This is a genomic window from Nocardia yamanashiensis NBRC 100130, assembly GCF_001613325.1.
GTDB lineage: Bacteria > Actinomycetota > Actinomycetes > Mycobacteriales > Mycobacteriaceae > Nocardia > Nocardia yamanashiensis.
In genome coordinates this window covers 1-20,167 of sequence record NZ_BDCD01000037.1, presented here as the reverse complement: position 1 = coordinate 20,167, position 20,167 = coordinate 1, and the positions used below count along the sequence as shown (strand labels likewise).

At 69.2% G+C, this 20,167-nt stretch carries 15 protein-coding genes; 4 read left to right on the top strand and 11 right to left on the bottom strand.

The window, feature by feature from the left end:
• Positions 1–73: 73 nt before the first annotated feature.
• On the top strand, positions 74–277 hold the full coding sequence (locus NY1_RS34765) for a cold-shock protein (protein WP_067721414.1): 204 nt from the start codon (positions 74–76) through the stop codon (positions 275–277).
• Positions 278–431: 154 nt separating this feature from the next.
• Here the strand turns inward: NY1_RS34765 and NY1_RS34760 are convergent, their stop codons facing one another.
• Positions 432–845 carry an MTB12 C-terminal domain-containing protein gene (locus NY1_RS34760; RefSeq protein ID WP_067721413.1) on the bottom strand — a complete coding sequence of 138 codons (414 nt, stop codon included), beginning with the start codon at positions 843–845 and terminating at the stop codon, positions 432–434.
• A gap of 116 nt (positions 846–961) precedes the next feature.
• Positions 962–1,666 (bottom strand): GNAT family N-acetyltransferase, encoded by a 705-nt coding sequence (locus NY1_RS34755; protein ID WP_084535918.1) that lies wholly within the window; start codon positions 1,664–1,666, stop codon positions 962–964.
• 73 nt (positions 1,667–1,739) lie between these two features.
• Here NY1_RS34755 and NY1_RS34750 point away from each other — a divergent pair, with 73 nt between their 5' ends.
• Entirely contained in the window at positions 1,740–3,401 is a 1,662-nt protein-coding gene (locus tag NY1_RS34750; RefSeq protein ID WP_067721411.1) for a tetratricopeptide repeat protein, read from the top strand.
• Here NY1_RS34750 and NY1_RS34745 read toward each other — a convergent pair.
• The 9 genes from NY1_RS34745 to NY1_RS34705 form a co-directional block, all read right to left on the bottom strand.
• On the bottom strand, positions 3,304–4,572 hold the full coding sequence (locus tag NY1_RS34745) for a glycosyltransferase 87 family protein (protein WP_233434617.1): 1,269 nt from the start codon (positions 4,570–4,572) through the stop codon (positions 3,304–3,306). The genes NY1_RS34750 and NY1_RS34745 overlap by 98 nt on opposite strands.
• Positions 4,573–4,660: 88 nt before the next feature.
• The gene (locus NY1_RS34740; protein WP_067721477.1) at positions 4,661–6,241 is read right to left on the bottom strand and encodes an alpha/beta hydrolase; all 1,581 of its coding nucleotides are present in this window, start codon (positions 6,239–6,241) and stop codon (positions 4,661–4,663) included.
• A 116-nt stretch (positions 6,242–6,357) separates the two neighbouring features.
• Complete coding sequence (locus NY1_RS34735; protein ID WP_067721409.1) at positions 6,358–8,448, bottom strand: hypothetical protein; 2,091 nt, start codon at positions 8,446–8,448, stop codon at positions 6,358–6,360.
• A gap of 39 nt (positions 8,449–8,487) precedes the next feature.
• Positions 8,488–9,231 carry a fatty acid desaturase gene (locus tag NY1_RS34730; protein WP_084535902.1) on the bottom strand — a complete coding sequence of 248 codons (744 nt, stop codon included), beginning with the start codon at positions 9,229–9,231 and terminating at the stop codon, positions 8,488–8,490.
• 88 nt (positions 9,232–9,319) lie between these two features.
• On the bottom strand, positions 9,320–10,345 hold the full coding sequence (locus NY1_RS34725; RefSeq protein ID WP_067721408.1) for a polyprenyl synthetase family protein: 1,026 nt from the start codon (positions 10,343–10,345) through the stop codon (positions 9,320–9,322).
• A 64-nt stretch (positions 10,346–10,409) separates the two neighbouring features.
• Positions 10,410–11,768 carry a cytochrome P450 gene (locus NY1_RS34720; RefSeq protein ID WP_067721407.1) on the bottom strand — a complete coding sequence of 453 codons (1,359 nt, stop codon included), beginning with the start codon at positions 11,766–11,768 and terminating at the stop codon, positions 10,410–10,412.
• Between the two features lie 53 nt (positions 11,769–11,821).
• Positions 11,822–12,889 (bottom strand): terpene synthase family protein, encoded by a 1,068-nt coding sequence (locus NY1_RS34715; protein ID WP_233434616.1) that lies wholly within the window; start codon positions 12,887–12,889, stop codon positions 11,822–11,824.
• Between the two features lie 152 nt (positions 12,890–13,041).
• Entirely contained in the window at positions 13,042–16,350 is a 3,309-nt protein-coding gene (locus NY1_RS34710) for an ATP-binding protein (protein ID WP_067721405.1), read from the bottom strand.
• A gap of 396 nt (positions 16,351–16,746) precedes the next feature.
• On the bottom strand, positions 16,747–17,760 hold the full coding sequence (locus NY1_RS34705) for an AraC family transcriptional regulator ligand-binding domain-containing protein (RefSeq protein ID WP_067721404.1): 1,014 nt from the start codon (positions 17,758–17,760) through the stop codon (positions 16,747–16,749).
• Between the two features lie 379 nt (positions 17,761–18,139).
• Between NY1_RS34705 and NY1_RS34700 the strand changes: the two genes are divergently transcribed.
• Both NY1_RS34700 and NY1_RS34695 read left to right on the top strand, forming a co-directional pair.
• The gene (locus NY1_RS34700; RefSeq protein ID WP_067721403.1) at positions 18,140–19,039 is read left to right on the top strand and encodes an AraC family transcriptional regulator; all 900 of its coding nucleotides are present in this window, start codon (positions 18,140–18,142) and stop codon (positions 19,037–19,039) included.
• Positions 19,040–19,137: 98 nt separating this feature from the next.
• A complete protein-coding gene (locus tag NY1_RS34695) occupies positions 19,138–19,443 on the top strand; it encodes a transposase (RefSeq protein WP_067721402.1) in 306 nt (101 codons plus the stop codon).
• Positions 19,444–20,167 lie beyond the last annotated feature (724 nt).

The following is a 20,167-nucleotide window of genomic DNA, read 5'->3' as shown; positions in this document are numbered from 1 at the left end:
CAGTCTGGTCTGCAGAGACCGAGCTATCGAAGTGATCCGCTTGGCTCACCTACAGAAAAGAATGAAGTAAGCAATGGCTCAAGGCAGTGTGAAGTGGTTCAACAGCGAAAAGGGCTTCGGCTTCATCGCGCAGGATGGTGGCGGCCCTGACGTCTTCGTCCATTACTCCGCCGTGTCCGGCTCGGGCTTCAAGTCCCTCGAAGAGGGACAGCGCGTCGAGTTCGAGATCGGCCAGGGGCAGAAGGGCCCGCAGGCCCAGGACGTCCGCGTCATCTAATCGACTCTGAGTCGATCGAGCCTCGCACCCCCGGGTGCGAGGCTTTTGACGTCTTCATACCGGCCGAAACCCGCTGTCCCGCAGCGCGATCCGGCCGATGATACGACGAAGGCCCGGTCCGATGGACCGGGCCTTCGTCATCCGTACCGTCGAACTACCAAGCCATATTGGCGTAGCTCACCAGGGTGCTCTCGCTCTCCTGCGACAGCTTCCAGGTGCCGCCCACGTTCTTCCAGGTCACCGGAATCGGGAAGGTGTAATCGCCCAGGCGGCTGTTCAGCGTCGCCGACAGGGTGTCGCCGTCCACGGTCACCGGCCCTGAGACATCCCAGCTGTACCCCGGAATCCGGCTGATGACCTGCCCGACGCCGGCCAGGCTGCCGCCGTTCCCCGACTCCAGCTCGGCGCTCGACCCGTTCAGCGCGGCCTGCAACTTGCCCTGCAGTTCCCCGGCGGACGGTGTCGCCGGAGCGGCGACAGCAGCCGGAGCGGTGGCGACGACGACGGCGGCGGCCGGCATCAACAGGGCAGCGGCCGCGACCGACGCGGCAACGAGCGAGCGAAGCATGAGAGGCTCTCCTTAGATAGGTTAGCCTAAGCATAAACAGAGGCACCGGGTGCTTGGCAAGCCGATCACGGAGCGGGGAACTGCGATTCGAGCCCGGGCGATGCCGTCGGCGCGGGTCAGCCGGGAGCTTGGACCAGGGTCAGCAGCGAGCGCTTGCGGATGGTGAAGCCGAGGGTTTCGTAGAGGCTGATGGCGGTGGTGTTGCGGGCGAGGGCGTGCAGGAACGGGGTCTCGCCGCGCGCCCGGATACCCGCGCCGACCGCACGGATCAGACGGGTGGCGAGGCCGCGGCCGCGGAATTCGGCATCGGTGCAGACGGCGCTGATCTCGGTCCAGCCGGGCGGGTGCAGGCGCTCGCCCGCCATGGCGACCAGGCGGCCGTCCACGCGGTAGCCGAGGTAGGTGCCCAGCTCGATGGTGCGGGGCGCGTAGGGGCCGGGGTCGGTGCGGGCGATGAGGTCCAGGATCTCGGGGACGTCGGCGGCGGTCAGCACCTCGAGTTCGGGATCGGGCGCGACTTCCAGTGCGCTGCCGTCCATTTGGACCGAATCGAAGGCGTCCAGCACGGTCCAGCCGGGCGGGGGCACATGGCCCGCGCCGCGCAGGCCGGTGGCGCCGCCGGGACCGAGCAGGGTGGCCAGGTCGATCCAGTCCTGATCGTCGAGGACGGGCGGATGACCGACGAAGCGGGCGACTTCCGGGTGATAGCGGCCGATCTGCCCGGACCAGTCCGCGAATCGCCGGTGCGCGCCGCGCAACGAAGTCCGGACCGGATCGTCGAGCGGGTGCAGCGCGACATCGATGGTCGATTCAGTGGTCACCATCGCACGTTAGCGAGGGACAGGACCGGCGGACACCGGTTGTGATCACCGCGATTCATGGCACTATCAGTCGATGACCGCGGATTACTACGATCTCGGCAGTTACACCCGACCCGTCACCACCGTTTCCGATACCGCGCGGCTGTGGTTCGACCGGGGCCTGATCTGGACCTACGCCTTCAATCACGAAGAGGCCGTACGGTGTTTCCGGCAGGCCGCGGCGGCCGATCCGGAATTCGCGATGGCGTACTGGGGCGTGGCATTCGCGCTGGGACCGAACTACAACAAGCCGTGGGAATTCTTCGACGCGACCGAGCTGGCGGAGACGGTCGCGAGCACGCACGGCGCGGTGGCGCGGGCGGTCGAGCTGGCGGCGGGCGCGTCGCCGGTGGAGCGGGCGCTGGTGCAGGCGCTGGCCGCCCGGTATCCGAGCGGGACGCCCGACGACGGTGCGGGCTGGAATCTCGCCTACGCCGAGGCAATGCGCCTGGTGTACAAGCAGTTTCCGGATGATCTCGACGTCGCGGCGCTGTGCGCGGACGCGTTGATGAACCTGACGCCGTGGGCCCTGTGGGATCAGCGCACCGGGGCGGCCGCGGCGGGCGCGCACACCCTGGAAGCGAAGGCGATCCTGGATCGGGCGCTGGAAACCGAAGCGGGGCAGGAGCATCCGGGTCTGCTGCACCTGTACATCCATCTGATGGAGATGTCGGCGACCCCGGAATCCGCACTGGCCGTGGCGGATCGGCTGCGCGGGCTGGTGCCCGACGCCGGGCATTTGGAACATATGCCGTCGCATCTGGCGGTGCTGTGCGGCGACTATCGCGGTGTGGTGGCGATGAACTCGGCCGCCATCGCCGCGGACGAGCGGTATGCGCGGCAGGCGGGCGGGATCAACTTCTACACGCTGTACCGGGCGCACAACTACCACTTCAAGATCTACGGGGCGATGTTCCTCGGGCAGTCGGCGACGGCGCTGGAAACCGTTGCGCGACTGGAGCGGTCGATTCCCGAGGAACTGCTGCGGGTGCCGTCGCCGCCCATGGCCGATTGGCTGGAGAGCTTCCTGTCCATGCGGGTGCACGCCTTCATCCGGTTCGGCAAGTGGGCGGAGATCCTCGAGCTGCCGCTGCCGCAGGATCCGGAGCTGTACTGCGTCACCACCGCGATGCTGCACTACGCCAAGGGCGTCGCGTATTCCGCGACCGGCCGTATCGCCGAAGCCGAGGAGCAGCAGCGCCTGTTCGAGACCGCCGCCGCTGCCGTCCCCGAATCCCGGACCCTGTTCAACAACACCTGCCGCGATATCCTCGCCATCGCCGCCGCCATGCTGGAGGGCGAACTGCGGTATCGAAAGGGCGAGTACGACAAGGCTTTCGAAGCGCTGCGCCGCTCCATAGAACTCGACGACAACCTGCCCTACGACGAACCCTGGGGCTGGATGCAGCCGACCCGCCACGCCTACGGCGCGCTACTGCTGGAGCAGGGGCACGTCGCCGAGGCCGAGGCCGTCTACCGCGCCGACCTGGGCCTGGACCACACGCTGCCGCGCGCCGCCCAGCATCCCGGCAATGTCTGGAGCCTGCACGGCTATCACGAATGCCTGGTCCGGCTCGGCAAATCCGAGGCCGCCGAGATCATCGCGCAGCAGCTGAAACTCGCCGCCGCCGTGGCGGACGTGCCGATCGAGGCGTCGTGTTACTGCCGGCTGCGCCCGGAGCACTGCTGCCATTGAGCGCGATCGCCAGCCCGTAGGCCAGCGTCGCCGCGTACACCAGCATGTAGGCGTTCTCCAGGACGGGCTCGGAATGCCAGGGCTTCGGCAGCAGGAAAATGCCCACCGAGGCATAGGTTTCGGTCCACTGGTACGCCCACGCGCCGGTGGACACGAACAGCGCGCCCGCCGCCGCCCACCACACCGGGCGGGCCTGCGCGCGGTGCGCGAGATGAACGAACAAGGGCACGAACCACACCCAGTGATGCCCCCACGAGAACGGCGACACCGCGCACGCGGTCATCCCGGCGATGGTCGCGGACAGCAGGATCTCACCGCACCGGTACAGGCGGATCGTGAGCCAGAAGCTCACCAGCGCAACCATTCCCGACAGCACCGCCCACAGCCACAGCGGTGCGGCCCCGGCGGTCAGGTGGGCGAGCACGCCCCGGATCGATTGATTGGCCGGAGCCGTATCGTCGGCGATGCGATCGGATTGGAAGAACGTGGACAGCCAATACCGCCGCGAATCATCGGGCAGCACGATCCACGCCAGCGCGACCGTACCGACGAACACCGCGAGCGCCGTGACCGCCGAACGCCATTGCCGCAGTGCGAGAAACTGCACGATGAAGAACCCGGGCACCAGCTTGATCCCCGCCGACAGGCCCGTCCCGATCCCCCGCAGCGCACTCCCCTCGGCCCGCGCGAAATCCCACAGCACCAGCAGCAGCAACACCAGATTGATCTGGCCGTAGAACAGCGTGGTGCGCACCGGCTCCATGAACGTGCAGATCAAGGCGAGCAAGCCGCTGATCACCGCGAGCCGTGGAGTGAGCCGGTATCCGAGCATGCGCCAGCACAGCAGCACGATTCCGTACAGCACACCCAGATTCGCCAGCAGCGCGGTATGCGCCACCCACGCCGCCGGCACCCCGACCGACGGAATGAACGCGATGGCCGAGAACGGCGTGTACGTGTACAGCAGCCCGCCGACGGTGAGGTCGGTGTACAGCGACTGCCCGTGCAGGATCCGCCACGCGCCTTCGCGGTAGATCAGCGCGTCGAGTCCGCCGGCGAGGATGCCGGCCTTCTCGAGCCAGGGGTCGACCGTGGTGAACAGCAGCGTCACCGCGAGCACGGCGCCGGCGGCGAGCACCGGCAGCGTCGATCTCGAGCGTGCAACCTCCACCGACCGCGCCTCGACCACGAACGATCACCCTACGGAATGCGCGGCCGAGATCATGACCCCAACTCCGGGGTGGTCGCCGTGGAGTTGCTCACTGCCCGAACGGCGAACCGTCGATGGGGCAGGTGGTGTCCGCGGCGGGCAGTTGCGCGGAGAACAGGTAATCGCGCTTCACCCGTTCGGCGCAGGCGCTCGGCACGTACATGCTGCTGTGGCCCGCGCCCTCGATCACCACCACCCGGGCCTCGGCGAGCTGGGCCGCGCCCGCGCGCGCACCGGCCAGCGGGGTCGCCGGATCGAATCGGCTGTTCAGCACCAGGATCGGCGCGGCCGTGCGGCGATTCCACGGACCGGTATAGCGGTCGGCGTCGTGCCCCTGCCAGAACGCGCAGGCCATGGTGTCGAAGACGCCGATCCGGCCGAAGTACGGCACCCGCTGATCCTCGGTGACCGCGGCGCGGCTGTAGGCGGCGAGATCGGTGGGGACGGCGCTGTCACTGCATTGGATGGTGTAGAACGCCTCGGTGCGATTGCCCGTGTATTTCTCGCCGCCGGCGATGGGCAGGACGCCGGGCAGCCGGGTGCCCGCGTCGAACAGCGCCTGCAACAGCACCGCCAGGTCCGGATAGGCGGCGGGGCGGGAAAGTTCCGCCGCCGCATTGACGATGGCGGAGTAGGTGTAGGGCTGCCCGTCCAGGCGGATGGGCGCCAGGCGGGCGCGTTCGGTGATCACCTTCCACTTCAGGGCGGGGTCACCGGCGGCGAAGGCGCATTTGTCACCGGCGGCGGCGCACTGTTTCAGGAAGGCGTCGAAGGTCTGGGCGATGCCGGTGGCGACATCCTGGCGGGCATCCAGGGGCAGGGTATCGCCCTGTCCCGCATGGCCGTTCGCGCTGCCTTCGAAATCCATGGAGCCGTCGAAGGCCATGGCGCGGACGCGGCCGGGGAACATATTGGCGTAGGTCGCGCCGACCTGGGTGCCGTAGGAGATGCCGTGATAGGTGAGCCGCGCATCGCCGACCGCGCGGCGCAGCAGGTCCAGATCGCGGGCGGTATTGGCGGTCGAGGCGTGGTGCAGGATCGGTCCGGCGAGCTGGGCGCAGCGGTCGGCGAGTTCCCGATTGCGGGCGAAGAATTCGGCTTCCCCGGCGGGGTCGACGGGCATGTCCGGGATGGAGCCGAGGAACGCCAGCTGTTCCTCGGTGTTCGGGAAGCAGCGGGTGGGCGCGCTGCCGGCGACCGAACGCGGGTCCCAGGAGACGATGTCGAAGCGGGCGCGCAGTTCGTCGGAGAAGAGGAAGGGCCAGCGGGCGCGTTCGCGCAGCCGGTCCACGCCGGAAGCGCCGGGGCCGCCGAAGTTCACGAACAGGGTGCCGATGCGGGCGGCCGGATCGCTCGCCGGGAGTTTGATGACCGCCAGGTCGATCTGGTCGGCGTGCGGTTCGTGGTAGTTCAGCGGGACGCGGGCGCGCGCGCACTGGAAGCCGTCGGCGCAGTCGTCCCATTGCAGTACCGGGGTGTCCGCTTGCTCCGCGAGTTGATCGAGATAGGGATCCGGGCCGTCGGCGGCGTGCGCGGGCGCGGGGGTGCCGGCCAGACCCGCGCCGAGCAGTAGGGCGAAGGCGGCGATCCGGATGCGGCGAAACCTGGTGTGGCCCAAACGCAGATCCAAATCGAGAACCTTCCGCACGCTAACGAACTATCCGCGCCCACCCTGCCATACGGCACCCCGCATCGCGCAAGAGGCAAGGCGAATCGAACCGATCGCAGATTGCGAAAGGGAAGGTTTCAGTCGACGGCCTCCGCCCGGGCCTGGATATCCTCCAGCACATTGGTATTGACGCCGCGCTCGCCCAGATCCGCGGCGAGGGTGGTGAGTTCCTGGCGGGCCAGTTCCGGATCACCGTTGCGGATGTGCAGATCGGCGCGCAGGGCGACCAGATTGTTGTAGGGCAGGTTGGCGGCAGGGGTGCCGGCCGCGCGCAACTGTCGCAGGCCCGGTTCGGTGATCGCCAGTGCGGCAGCGGGATCGGCGCGGTGGCGGCGCACCATGCGATCCACCTCCGGGGTCAGCTCGCGGCCGAAGAAATCGCGGCCCACGCTGCGGGCGACGGTGGTGGCGAGCTTGGCGCCGAGCGGTTCGGCGGCGAAACGCTCGGCGGCCTCGGTCAGGACGGCCATGCCGGCGGCGAGATGGGTGGACATGGAACCGCCGAAGCTGAGGGCCAGACCTACTTCCCGGCTGAAGAATTCGGTGGCGAAACGATCCAGCTCCGGGGTCGCGGGCTGGCCGATGCGCACCACCAGGGTGTTCGACACCGCCTGCTGGGTGGCGCTCGCGCACACGGCCCGGACCTGATACTGGCCGGGCTGATCGAAGACGAAGCCGCGGCGGCCGAAGGTCAGCGGGACCAGTTCGCTGTAGCGGTCCGGACCGGGTTCGCCGCCGGCGGGCGCGAGTCGCACGGGTTCGGGGTCGCCGTAGAGGCACATGACGGAATCGAATTGCACTGTGCTGCCGTCGGGCCGGAGCACGAACACGGTGGTGGCGCCGTACCGGGGGTCCAGGCGGGCGTCCACGGTCTGCGCTTCGGCCAGCTGATTGCGCAGGCGGAATTCGATCTCGACCGGTTCCATGTACGCGAAGTAGGGCTGGGCGCGCAGCAGCAGTTCCAGGGGCTGCTCCGGTCCGGCTTCGGCGGTGCGCCAGGACGGGGATTCCAGATGGCCGCCCGAGGCCCACGGATCGCCGCCCATGATCACCGCGGCGCGATCGCCGTGCCGCAGGTGCACCAATTCCTGGTCGTCGAAACGGAATCGGAAGTTGGCCCAGAACTTGTCGGCGCCGTTGAGCTGGTCGTATTTCCAGTCGTAGTTCATCCAGGACAGGGCGTTGGGGCGGGATTTGTCCCAGGAGTGCAGGAAGTTGAAGGCGTGGCCGGCCTCGTGCACCCAGGTGTAGAGGAACTGCCGCATGGCTTGGGCCTGCGCCTGGTTCTGCGGGGCGGTGACCAGATCGGCGAACCAGCTGTGCTTGCGGAAGACCGCGAAACCCTGGCGGTCCGGGGAGCGGCCCGCACCGCCGAAACCGGCCGCCGCGTCGAACATGACGCCGCCGACGGACGGGGCGTCGAAGGTGCCGGCTTGCAGGCCCCACAGGTTCCAGGACGGCCAGGCGCTGGGGAACCGGCTGAAGGCGGTTTCCATGGCGTCGTGCAGTTCGGCCGGGCTCCAGCGGGCGAAACCCGAAGCGCTGTCGTCGATTACGGTGCGATCCGGGTTGATGGCCACCGCGGCGCCCGCCTCGCGGTAGGCGGATTCGATGGTGAGGGTGCGGCGGCTGATGTCGGCCGGGCGATTGGGGTGGCTGTGCGTATCGTAGGACGGCACATGCGGTTCCACGTTCACCGAGGCGGCGTAGTCGAGTTCGAGCAGGACTTCCCGGAAGGAATCGGACCGTAAGTCGCACACATAGGTCGCCGAAACCGTTCCGCCGGTGCCGAATTCGACCGTCGCCGGGCCGACCACCCCGCCGCTGCGGGGCACGGTGATCCGCACCTGCGTCGCCGGATTGGAAGCCCGGTGCCAGTACCGCACCGCCCCCGTGACGGTCACCCGCTCGTCCGCCCAGCTCACCACCGGCGCGTCGACGATCCACGACTCCAGATAGTTCGACGTCCCCGCGGCATCGGCCGGCTGCTGGAAGAAGTCCCCGCTCACCCGGTTCAGCACCGGCGAATCGAGCGAATAACGCACATCCACATCGATCCGCAGTTCCAGCACGCTCTGCTGCGCCCCACCGGTCCCCGCCCCCTGGTACCGCCCGCTGATCGGCGCTCCGGCCGCCGCCACGTCCCCGGAATCGCTGCCATCAGCCATGATTCGCCTCCCTCGACCGGTTTCAGACCCCCATTATGATCAAGGTAGCTCGACGGGGCCGCGCAATTGGCGAGCGACCGCGGGGAACCAGCCCAGGTCGTAGCGTCCGCCTTCGGCATGGAACGCGTCGCGCAGTTCGTACCAGTGCAGACCGGGATGCCGGTGGTGCACCCCGTGCAGGTTGAAGCTCAAGGCCAGCCGTTCCATGACGCGCGGCATGCGCAGATTCATGGCGTCGAGCGGAGCGGCCAGGTCGGTGCCGTAGTGATAGGCGTTGTCGGACAGGGAGATTATGAGCGCGCGGCCCCCCAGCGCGGCCACCAGCATCCAGGCATGCTCGCCATACGCGAGGAAGGCCGCCGCGTACAGGGCGACAATGGCGACCGCATCGGTACGGAACTGCCCCAGCACCTTCGCCTGCGCGAGGCGCTCGAACAACAACCCCGCCACCGAATCCGGCGCTTCCAGCCGCTGTCCGACCCGGCGGACAGCGGCAGCGGGCAACAACGCCAGCGGCAACGCGATGACTTCGAGCAGATACAACCCGCCGAACAATCGCAGGTAATACCCCGCCGCGGCCCCCATCCAACTGGTGGTGGCCGGATCATAGATCTCGGTCCGCTCACGAGTCCGGCTGTACCGATGGTGAAGCAGATGCCCCGCCTTGAGCATCGCGAACGGCGACCCGTACAGGATCGCAAGCCCCCGCCCGCAATTCTCGTTCTGCCTGCGCACCGCCAGCAGCGTCCCGTGAATGGCTTCATGAATCCCCAATTCCCCCATAACCCCAGCTCAGCCAAGGAATGTCACCAAATGTCCGAGCGCCGTTCACCTGCCGTCGGCCCCGCCGGCCGTACGGGGCCGGTCGGGGTCAGTGGTCGCGGTGGGTCATGGCTTGGGCGAGGGTGCGGAGGTCGGTGGTGGCGGGGTGGGTGGGGAGGGCTTGGAGGGCGGTGCGGGTGCGGCGGTGGGTGGCGCGTTCGGCGCCGGTTTTGCCGCCGCAGGCTTCGATGAGGAGTTTGAGGTAGGTGAGGTCGGCGGGGGTGGGGGTGGCGTCGGAGTTGTAGTAGGTGGCCAGTTCTACGGCGGCGGGGGTGCGGGCGGTGAGGGCGATGGCTACGGGGAGGGTGAATTTGCGGCGGGCGAGGTCGTTGCCGACGGGTTTTCCGGTGCGGGCGGGGTTGCCCCAGATGCCGAGGAGGTCGTCGGTGTATTGGAAGGCGAGGCCGAGGTCGCGGCCGAAACGGTCGAGGGCTTCCAGTTCGGAGAGGGGGGCGCCGGCGGCCAGGGCGCCCAGGGCGCAGGCGGTTCCGATGAGGGCGCCGGTTTTGCCCATGGCCATGTGCTCGTAGTCGGTGAGGCCGGCGCGCGGAGTGGATTCCAGGGCGCAGTCTTCGAATTGGCCCTGGCAGACCTCGATGACGGCGGAAGCCAGGCGGGTGATGGCGGGGGCGGAGACCGCGGTGGGCAGATCGGCGCCCAGGATCTGGATGGCCAGGGCGTGAAGGGTGTCGCCGAGCAGCAGGGCGTTGGGGATTCCCCAGATGCGCCAGACGGTTTCGCGGCCGTGGCGGGTGGGGTCGGCGTCGACTATGTCGTCGTGGATGAGGGTGAAGTTGTGGATGAGTTCGAGGGCGGTGGCGATGGGCGTGGCGGATTCGGCTGGTGCGCCGCAGGATCGGGCGGCGGCGTAGGTGAGGGCGGGGCGAAGATATTTGCCCGCGTTCCCTCGCACCGGTGCGCCGGAGGGATCGCACCAGCCGAAGTGGTAGGAGCTCATCAGGCGCAGCGGGGCGGGGAGGGTGGCGACGGCGCGGCGGAGTTCGGGTTCGCAGCGGTCCCGGGCGGCGGTGAGCAGGGTGGCGGCGGGGGCGGGTGGCACGTGCATCGTCGTCATGGCGAAATCCCTTCTCGTACTGAGGGTTCTGAAAGTGCGTGGAGCGCCGCGAGCCGAGCGGGCGTCAGGCGCGAGCGGTCAGGCGCAGGCGCAGGCCGCCGGGTTGCAGTGCGCCCGCGGCGACCAGCCGGACCGGGCTGGACGGGACCGGATGCACCGAGAAACGGGTGAGAATCCGGGCCAGCACCAGGGTAGCCTCGATGACGGCGAAGGTGTCGCCCGCGCATTTGCGGGTGCCGCCACCGAAGGGGATCAAGGCTTTTCGCGGCACGCCGTGACCGGGCAGCCAGCGGTCGGGTTCGAAACGCTCGGGGTCCGGGAACAGGTCGGGACGGTGATGAATGAGATAGGGGCTGTAAGCGACCGAGGATCCGGCGGGAACGAGTTCACCGCCCAGCATGGTGTCGGCGGTCGCGACCCGGCTCAGAATCCAGGCGGCCGGGTATTTGCGAAGGGTTTCGGTGAGCACCCGCCCCAGCAGCGGCAATTGGTCCACATGGTGATGGGCGGGCAGCTCCGAGCCGAGGACGGCGTCGAGTTCGTCCTGCACCCGGCGCTGCAGGCGCTGATCGGCCGAAAGTTCGTGCAGCGCCCAGGAAACCGTGGTGGCGCTGGATTCGGTGCCCGCCATCAGCATGAGCGTCAGCTGATCCACCACGCCCGCGCGATGCTCGGAGCGGGCTTCGCGCGCCGCCGGATCGGCTTCCAGCAGGGCGGCCATCAGATCGCCACCGGCGCAGCGGCCGTCGCGGACATAGCCGTCGATCAGCTCACCGACCATGTCGCGCAGGCGATTCCGGACCTGGTCGTAATGCCGGTTGACCGGCATGGGCAGCCGGGTGAGCGCGGGCGGCAGGAACATGCGGACGAAAATGCCCTCGACGTAATGCGTGATATCGGTGATGGTGCGGTCCAGCACCGCCGGGGCGAGCGTGACGCCGAAGACCAGCGCGGCAGCGCATCGCGCGCCGATGCGCAGCATGTCGCGGAAGGCGTCGATCTCCATACCGTCCGACCACCCGTCGGTGACCGCGGCGGTCTGCTCCACCATGGTGCGGGCGTAGCCGGGCATGCGGTGCTTGTGGAAGATCGGCTGCACCTGCCGGCGCTGCGCGGCGTGCACGGCATGCGGGCAGGTGCCGACATTGTCGCCGGTCAGCTCCCGCAGGCGGCTGTAGAAGAAGCCGCCCTTGTCGAAAGCCCGCGGTTCGTGCAGCAATTCGTGCGTGCTCTCCGGTGTGCACGCCACATAGCAGGAATTGCCGCCCAGCCGCAGCCGCACCACCTCACCGTGCTCGGGCAGGGATCGCAAGAGCGCCAAGGGATCCCGGAGCAGGGCGAGGCTGTGGCCGAGCAGCGGCAGTGCGCCCGGGGCGGTGGGAATCGTGGCGCGGGGGCCGGGCGCGAGCAGGGGAAGTGCCATGGTGAACCTCCTGGCGACGAGAACGAATGGGGGTTTGGCGAACGATTCGGGGACTACTCGACGACCATCAGCGTCGGCGTGGTGCACAGCCGGAGGGCATCGGCGCGGCGGTACCGGTCCGAACGCAGCGACCAGTCGAGATTGCCGCGCATCCAGCACTTCATACCCGCGACATAGACGCGCACGGCCAGCTCGTCACGCTCGGTGAGCCCGCGCCAACCCGCGCACATGCGCGCCAGATCGGCTTCGGCGCAATGGAATTCCTCGATATCGAGCGCGACCCGCCGGTACACCTCGGCAATGGCGTCCGGCAGCTCCAGCCGCTGCTCGACGGCCAGTGCGAGCACGCCGTTGGTGACCTCGCCGATGGCCAGCTCCTTGCGCAGCGACAGCACATCGTTGACCCACACCACCACGTCGGCCGCCCGGTCGAACATGCGGCGGAGCGGATCGCTGCGCTGCACCAGACCGGGAAGTTCCAGCCCCGCAGCGTATTCCAGCAGATGCAAGCACGGCGTGATGCCGCCGGAATGCCGGCGCAGCTGCGTGTACGGCAGCACCGCCGGCGTGTGCCGCTCCCGCCGGTTGATCGCCTCGTAGGCGAAGGATTCCAGGAAGGCGGCCATGGAATCGACGAATCGCAGTCGCCAGGGCAGGCTTTGGGCCGCCCGGATCGGCTCCCAGACGGCGGCCAGCTGCCGCACCAGCGCGGTCGGGTACGCGGCCGCGCCGGGACCGTCCAGGGGCAGAGCGGTCAGCACCCGCGCCACGGCCGCCTCGTCCGCGCCCGCGGCGGCGCCCGGCCCGTCGTACCAGTCGTCGATGACGAAGGCCCAGGTGAACCAGCCGGCCAGCGCTTCGAGCCGGTCCGGTCGCACGTACGGGTAGGTGCGCATGATCAGGTCGCCCAGCCGGGTGGCCGCCAGCCGCTGCCGCTGGGCCGGGGTCTCGAGCAGCCCGAAATCGTCGGCCCAGGCCAGGATCACCCGTTCCAGATGATCGCGGTAGCGCGAGACCCGCACGGGCAGCGCGTAGATGGGGTGATCCACCGGCGGCATGCAGTCGAGACCGGTCAGATTGCTGAAGTATTGCGGTGCACCTGTCGGACACGGCGGTTTCATGGCGACCATTAGCGCCGATGGCTCATAACCGGCACTGAATCCACACTTCATTGCAACGAAAGAGCCGATAAAGTGCCTGGTCGAGCCTCAGTTCACGCGCAGGTCGCCAGAAATTAGCCAATGCCGCCGCCGCGCCCGCGCGGTCGGGACGATCAGGGAAATTCGGGCGCGAACAGCACGGAGGTCAGACTCGACAGGCCACTCTCGGCGATATCGGCGCGCACCCGCTCCAGCACCGCCTCCGCCGCCTCGTGATGCGCGACCGCCGCTTCGAAGTTCCCCAGCGCCGCGGCGAGCAGCCCGAGAATCCGGTCGGCCGGGCCGAATACGCCCGCCAGCGTCTCGACGCCGATGATCGTCCCCGCATGCGGCGAGAGCGCGTCGTAGAGCGCCGCCCACTCGTCCTCGAGGTCGAGGGCCAGCGCCACATACGCCCGGCACAGGTACTCCACCGCCGGGTACAGCTCCGGTTCGATGGACGCGTACCGCTCGTAGAGCGCCCGTGCCCGTTCGTGTTCGTCGGTGTACAGCAGCACGTGCGCGAAGATCGGCCCCATCACCTCGGGGGCCTGATGGAAGGCCCGGGCCGCCCGGTAGGCCGCCACCGACATATCGCGGCGCGCCCAGCCCAGCGTGGCGACAGCCCCGACCCGGAGCAGCCCCGCCTCGGTGACGCCGAGCAATTCCATCCGGTCGTCCAGCGCGCGATAGGCGCGTTCGGTCTCGGGCAGGTCGTCTTCGATGATGGCGCAGGCCAATTCGAGCCCGCTGGCCGCCAGCACCACCAGCGGCAGTTCGGCTTCCGTCGCGGAGGCGATGAGCTGTTCGATCTGCTTGCGTGCCTCGTACAGGTCCAGATCGGCCAGCGCCCGGCGCAGCAGCACCGCGTGCCCGCAGGTGCGGTAGGCGGTCAAACCGGTGCGGTCGACGATATCGAGCATTTCCCGGGCCAGGTCCGCGTCCTCCGCGTGGCCGAAGCGAATTCCCGTCACCGCGGCGATGCCCGCGCACAGCAGTTCCGGATCGCCGATGCTGCGCGCCAATTCGAGGGCTTCGTCCGCGCAGCGCCGGCTGCGGCCGGGCGCGCGGTAGTCGCTGGCCCCCTCGTAGGCGATCACGGTCAGCAAGCGCACCCGATCGGGCGGCGGAATGTCCTCGGCGAGACAGTCCAGGGCGGCGGTCACCACGATCTGCGCCGGATCGGGCGGCTCCACCGCCGGGTACAGCACCGGCGCGCGCCAGCAGGTGACGGCCTGCACCAGCAGGTCGCGATCGCCCAGTTCGCGGGCCAGCGCCACGGTCCGGGCGCGCGCCGCCCGCGCCTGACTCCAATGCCCCTGGAAGCCAAGGGCATTGACCAGCGCGCAATGCGCTTCGATCACCGCGCCCCGTTCCGCGGGCGAGGCCTGACCCACCGTATGCCCGGCGAGCTGATGCAGGTCGATCATCGACCGCCACAGCCGTTCGGTATCGGCCGCCATGCCCCGGTCGGTGCTGCGCCGCGCCGCCTGCCGCACGTATTCGATGGCGCGCAAAGCGGTTTCGGGTCGCGCGCCGAGCGCCGCGTGATGGGCGAGCATATCCGGATCGCCGCCCAGGCCCGGAAACTCGTCGGCGTGCTGCTCCAGCAGTTCCAGTGCGGCCCAATGCATCCGGACCCGGCGCAGCCGCGGGATCCCGAAGTAGACGGTGTCGCGGATGAGCGCGTGATCGAAGGTGATCCGCCCGGTGCGATCGGTGCGCACCAGCGCAACGGATTCGGCCTCGGCGATCAGGTCGATGAGCTCGTCCTCGGGGATGGCGGTGGTCAGGCTCAGCATGCGCATATCCACGCCCTCGCCCCAGATGGACAGCCGGGTCAGCGTGGTGCGGGCCTCGGCGGAGAGCCGGTGCAGGCGGGTGGCGATGAGTTCGCGGATGGATTCCGGGATCTCGGCCGGATGCGGCTCGTCCTCCTGCGCCGCAGCCAGTTTCGCGATCTCCCGGATGAAGAGCGGATTGCCGCCGGTGCGCCGGTGCAGCGCCATCAGCGCCGTCGGGGACATCTCGGGCAGTCCGGCCGCGCGGGCGGCCTCGCGGGTGGCGTCGGGGGCCAGGCCGGTGAGCTCCAGCCAGTCCGCGGTGCAGTGGGTGAGCGCCGCGGCGGTGGCGTGCAGGCTCGACCCGGCTTCCGAACCGCGCAGGGTGATCACCAGGAACACCGGTTCGTCGCGCAGCCAGCGCACCAGCTGACGCAGCACCTGCAAGGTGGCGGTATCGGCGCGATGGGCGTCCTCGACGAGGATGGCGACCGGCCGGTGCGCGGCCCGTTGCGCACACAGCGCCGCCACCGCCCGCGCGATGGCGAAAGCCTCACCGGAGACCAGGGTTTCGGCCGCGCCCGCGTCCAGCGCGGTGAGCACCTCGGCCCACGCCCAGGCCGGTGGCGCGCCGTCCACCTCCGGGCAGCCGCCGTGCAGCAGCAGCCAGCCCGCCTCGGCCAGTTCGGCGAGCGCGGTCTCGGCCAGCGTGGACTTGCCCGCACCGGCCTCGCCCGCGATCCACACCACCTGGAGGTGACCGGCGGCGGCGGTCTCGGCGCTGTCACGCAGGGCCGCCAGCTCGTCGGCGTAACCGCTGTGCGAGAGGGATTTCCGCACCCGGATGGCGGGCAGCGGTTCGGGCGCGGGCGCGGGGACGCCGATGGTGAGCGCCTCGGCGTGGCCCAGAATGGCGGTTTCCAGATCGCGCAGCGCCGGACTGGGATCGATGCCGTATTCGTCGCCGAGGTAGGCGCGGGAGCGGCGCAGCGTGGCCAGCGCCTGGGCCTGCTGGCCGATGCGGTACTGCGCGGTGGCGAGCAGCCGCGCGATCTCCTCGCGTTCGGGATGCCGGTCGAACAGGGCACGCAGTTCGATGGCGACCTCGGCCGGGCGATTGAGCTCGAGTTCGATGGCGGCGCGCAATTCCGCGGCGGTCAGGCGCAATTCGGTGAGGCGGGCGGCCTCCTGCTCGGCCCAGCCGAAGGTGGTCAGCCCTTCGAAGGCGGACCCGTTCCAGCAGGCGAGCGCGGCGTCGAGCAGGCGGCGACCGGTGAGCGGATCGTCCGATTCGGTGCGGCGGCGCTGTTCGAATTCGCGGATGCGGGCCTCGAATTGCCAAGCGTCGACCGAGTCGACGTCGAAACGCAGTGCGTAACCGGACAATTCGGAAACCAGGTAGCGCGAGGGGGCGCGGCGCGGGCGATCCGGTTCCAGCAGCCGGCGCAGGGTGTGAACGTGCACCTGCAGGACCGAGGCGGCGGTGGCGGGCGGCGAGCCCTCCCACAGATCCGCCACCAGGCGCTCGGCGGGCACGGCTTTGCCGCCGGCCACCACCAGCCGCGCCAGCACGGCGCGCACCATTGGCGCGTTGAGTGCGACGGGTTTGCCGTCGATGCTGAGTTGCAACGGCCCGAGTACGCTCACCCGCGGTTCGGCCATTTCAGCTATCAACTCCCCGGCGTGCCGAGAGGTCACGGAATGCGCTGCCGGAGTGCATTGATCAATGGTGACACGGTTCCCGGTCGAACGGCGCAAATCCGCTGACATAGCAACTTTCAGGCAAACGTCCACTTTGCCAAACGTCCGACCGGTTTGCGAGACCGTATCCAACCGATGGCGCAATTGTTGCCGTCGTGGCGCATTCGGCACTATTGCGTTCCGCTCCGATAACGGAAGCTGATTACGGACCCGGGACGCGGCTGACCGCCCAACGGCGCGTCCCGGGCCTGCCAAACCAGCGGCCGACGCCGGCGATGACGGCGAGAACCACACCGCCCAAAGCGACTGTTCGGTCGAATTTCACTGTTTCACAGGCGAGTCCGGCTCGCGGTCCGGTCAGGCGATGCCGCCCGATACCCGCCGGTCGGCGATCATCTCCCAGCGGCGAGCGGCCCGGCGAATCGATTCGGGGCCGGCGTAGCCGAGCAGTTCGGCCTGCCGGGCGCGGCCCAGGTGCTCGCCGGCGCGGTCGGCATTGCGCAGGCGGGCCAGGCGGGCGCGGTCCAGTTCCTGCCGCCAGGTGGTGCCCGCTTCGGTCAGCCTGCGCTGCAAGGTTCTTCGGCTCACCAGCATGCGGCGGGCGACGGCGTCCAGCGAGGCGTCACCGGCGGCCAGGGCGGCGGCCAGCGCCGCCGCCACCTGGGCGGCCCACGCGTCGCCGAGCGCGGGCGGGGGCGGGACCGTGGCGGCGACCTTCTCCAGAATGCCGAACAGCACCGGGTCGGCGGTGGCCAGCGGCACGTCCATATCGGTGGCGCGCAACGTGATCGAATCCTCCGAAGCGTCGAATTCGATTGCCCGCGTGCCCATCAGGTCGTACATCTCGGTGTAGTTGCGCGGCGCCGGCTGCCGCAGCCGGACGCTCACCGCGTCGAACGCGCCCGCCGCCACCACGCGCGGGCGGCCCAGCAGGGAGCCGACCGCCCACAGGTGGGTCAGGTCGCGGGCCTTGTCGTCGCCCTCGATGATTTCCAGCCCGACGGTCAGGTTCCCGTTGTCCTCCTCGGTGAAGGACAGCTGGTGATTGGTGCTGACATCGCTGATGTACGGCCCGACGATGGCCAGGCCCGCGCCGATGGTCGCCGACGCCGAGAACAGGTAGTCGCACAGGCCGCCCGCGCCGAGCGCGTACCGGCAGCCGATGCGGGCGGGCACGATGGGGTCGTCGAGGGCCCGCGCCGCCACCTCCCAGAGCCGGATGTAGGAGTCGCTCGGCAATTGGATATCGCCGTCGTCCATGGTCCAGGCGGGAATACGGGCCTCGCGCAGCAGCCATTGCGGATCCAGGCCGTTGGCGGCCAGCTGCGAGATGGCGAACCTGTGCAGCGACAGGCGATATGTGGTCTCCAAGGCTCCTCCGGCCGTGCGCACAGGATCACCGTTGACATCGGAAACCTAGTCCCCTGTCGCGTGTTCGGGGGCAACACCGGACGAATAGCCGGAAAAAGCGGCCGAAATGCCGTCGAGCCCCGATGACGCGCCGGAAGTAGTGCGCGCGGCCGGGGCGCCGTTGCCGAACCGGCCGCACTTGATGCACGCCCTTGCGGTGCTGTCGCGACAGCGCGGGCGCCCTCCGAGTATCCGCCCGGCCGCACCCGCACCCCGCCGCCGAATGCGCCACCCTCCGAACAGTCGCGCCAATCTCGCTGAGCGGCGGCGGCTTTCCGAACCCGCCGCCCGGTCCGACCTAGCATCGAGACGCGGAGTCCACACCGGGTGCAGGAAGGGGGTGACGACGTCGGACCACCCGATCGTGCCACGATTCCTGCTCCAGCAGGCCGAACAGGACGGAGTCGATCCGGTCCGGCTGGCCCGTGCGGCCGGCCTGCGGAACTGGATGCTCGACGCGCCGAACGCGCGCGTCTCCTGCCTGCAGTGCCAGCGGCTGTGGGAGCACGCCGAATACGCCCTCGGCGACCCGGATTTCGCGCTGCGCGCCGCCCTGCGCTATCGGGTGGGCAGTTTCGAGCTGCACGACTACCTGTTCGCAACCGCCCCCACCCTCGATATCGCCTACGCCACCGTGAGCCCCTACATCGGCCTGCTCACCACCAATTTCGGCTTCACCCGCACCCTCGAGACCGACCATGAGACCCGATTCGAGCTGACCATGATCGACGGCGAGGGCCGCGGCCGGGACCTGGCCCTGCAATTCTGTGCCGCCGCCCTGATCACCCGCGCGCGCGTCACCACCGATCTCCCCGTCGCCCCCATCCGCGTCAGCTTCCAGCACCCCGCCCCGAGATCCTCGAGGATGTTCCACACCGCCTTCGGCAGCGCGGCACTGGAATTCGACGCCCCGGCCACGTCGATCACGCTGCGCCGGCGCGACCTGGATCTGCCCTTGCACACCGCGGACCCGGCCCTGGCCACCATTCTGCTCAACTACGCCGACCGCCTCCCCCTGCCGCTCGGCCCCACCGAATGGCGCGACCGCCTCGCCGAGGTCCTGGAGAGCGCCCTGCGCTCGGGTGCGCCCACCCTGCTGGAAGTCGCCTGCCTGATGGGCATCAGCACCCGCACTCTGCAGCGCAAACTCTCCGAATGCGATACCACCTGGCGCCGCGAACTGGATCGCGCCCGCCGGGGATCCGCGGCGAGCGCGCGGACCAGGCAGCGCATCCCCTAGCGCCACCGCTTTCGGAAAACCCAACATTTCAGACCGTGCTCCGACTTAGACTGCGCGCCGTGGAAGTCCACACCCCGTGAGCCAGGAAGGAGCCAGCCGTGGCGCCCCCGAAGAAATACTCGGATTCGCTGCGGGCGCACGCCGTCCGAATGTATAGGGAGGCCGACCCCAAGCCGACCTTCCGCGAAATGGCGGCGCAGCTCGGCGTCCATCACGAAGCGCTGCGCCTGTGGATCCGCAATGCCGAGCCCGAGCACAGCACCATCGAATCGACCGGCTGCGACCCGCTCACGCTGGAGAACAAACGGCTGCGCAAGCGCGTGGCCGAACTCGAACGCGTCATCGCCATCCTGCGCACGACCAGACCCTTCGCACCCGAACTCGGCCGCGTCTCGATGCGCTGACGCGACGGATCCTCAGGCCCGGACCAGCGGGCGGCCGCGGTGCGCGCGAGCGAAATGCCCGCGCGACCGGCCGTTCCAGCCGTGCCCTCCTCGGCGATCCGGCGCCGTAGCGTGCGGACGCTCAGCCCCGGCGGACCGGCCACCGCGGTCTGGTCCGCCACGCGGCCGGCCAGCAATCCGAATCCCGGTGTCGCGCAGGACTCCCCCGCCACTCCAACATCCTCGCAGGAATCGCGGCGTGGGGTGAGCGGACTTGCCGACAACCGCGGCGGGTGCGAGCGGGTGGCAGCCTAGGTGGTGGGCTGTCGCAAATCAATGGCAAGCCGAAATGCGATACGGCACAAAACTAGCCAAGCGTCCATCTCTACCCTCAGGTAAGCTACCGGCCGGTAGTCGATTCAAGTTACGGTCCAGCGTGGGATCGGTGGACTGTCCGGCGGGGAGGTCGGGCGCGGCAAGGCAGGGTAGGGTGCAGGTGTTGATCAGCAGGTTAAGGTTGCCATTCGCCGTGCGGCGCAACGTGATATCGAAGAGCCGCACTGGATACGACTTGAATGTCGTTGCGCGCGTGCCGATGTAATCCGTCGCACTGCGGCAAATCAGCGGGGTGAGTTCCCGCACAGCACTTCTCGGGGGGATTCGAGTTACCGAGGAGACTCCGTGTCTGACATTTCCACCGTCGTGGACATCCCGGCCGCCCGCCGTGAGCGCCGGCGCCGCCGAT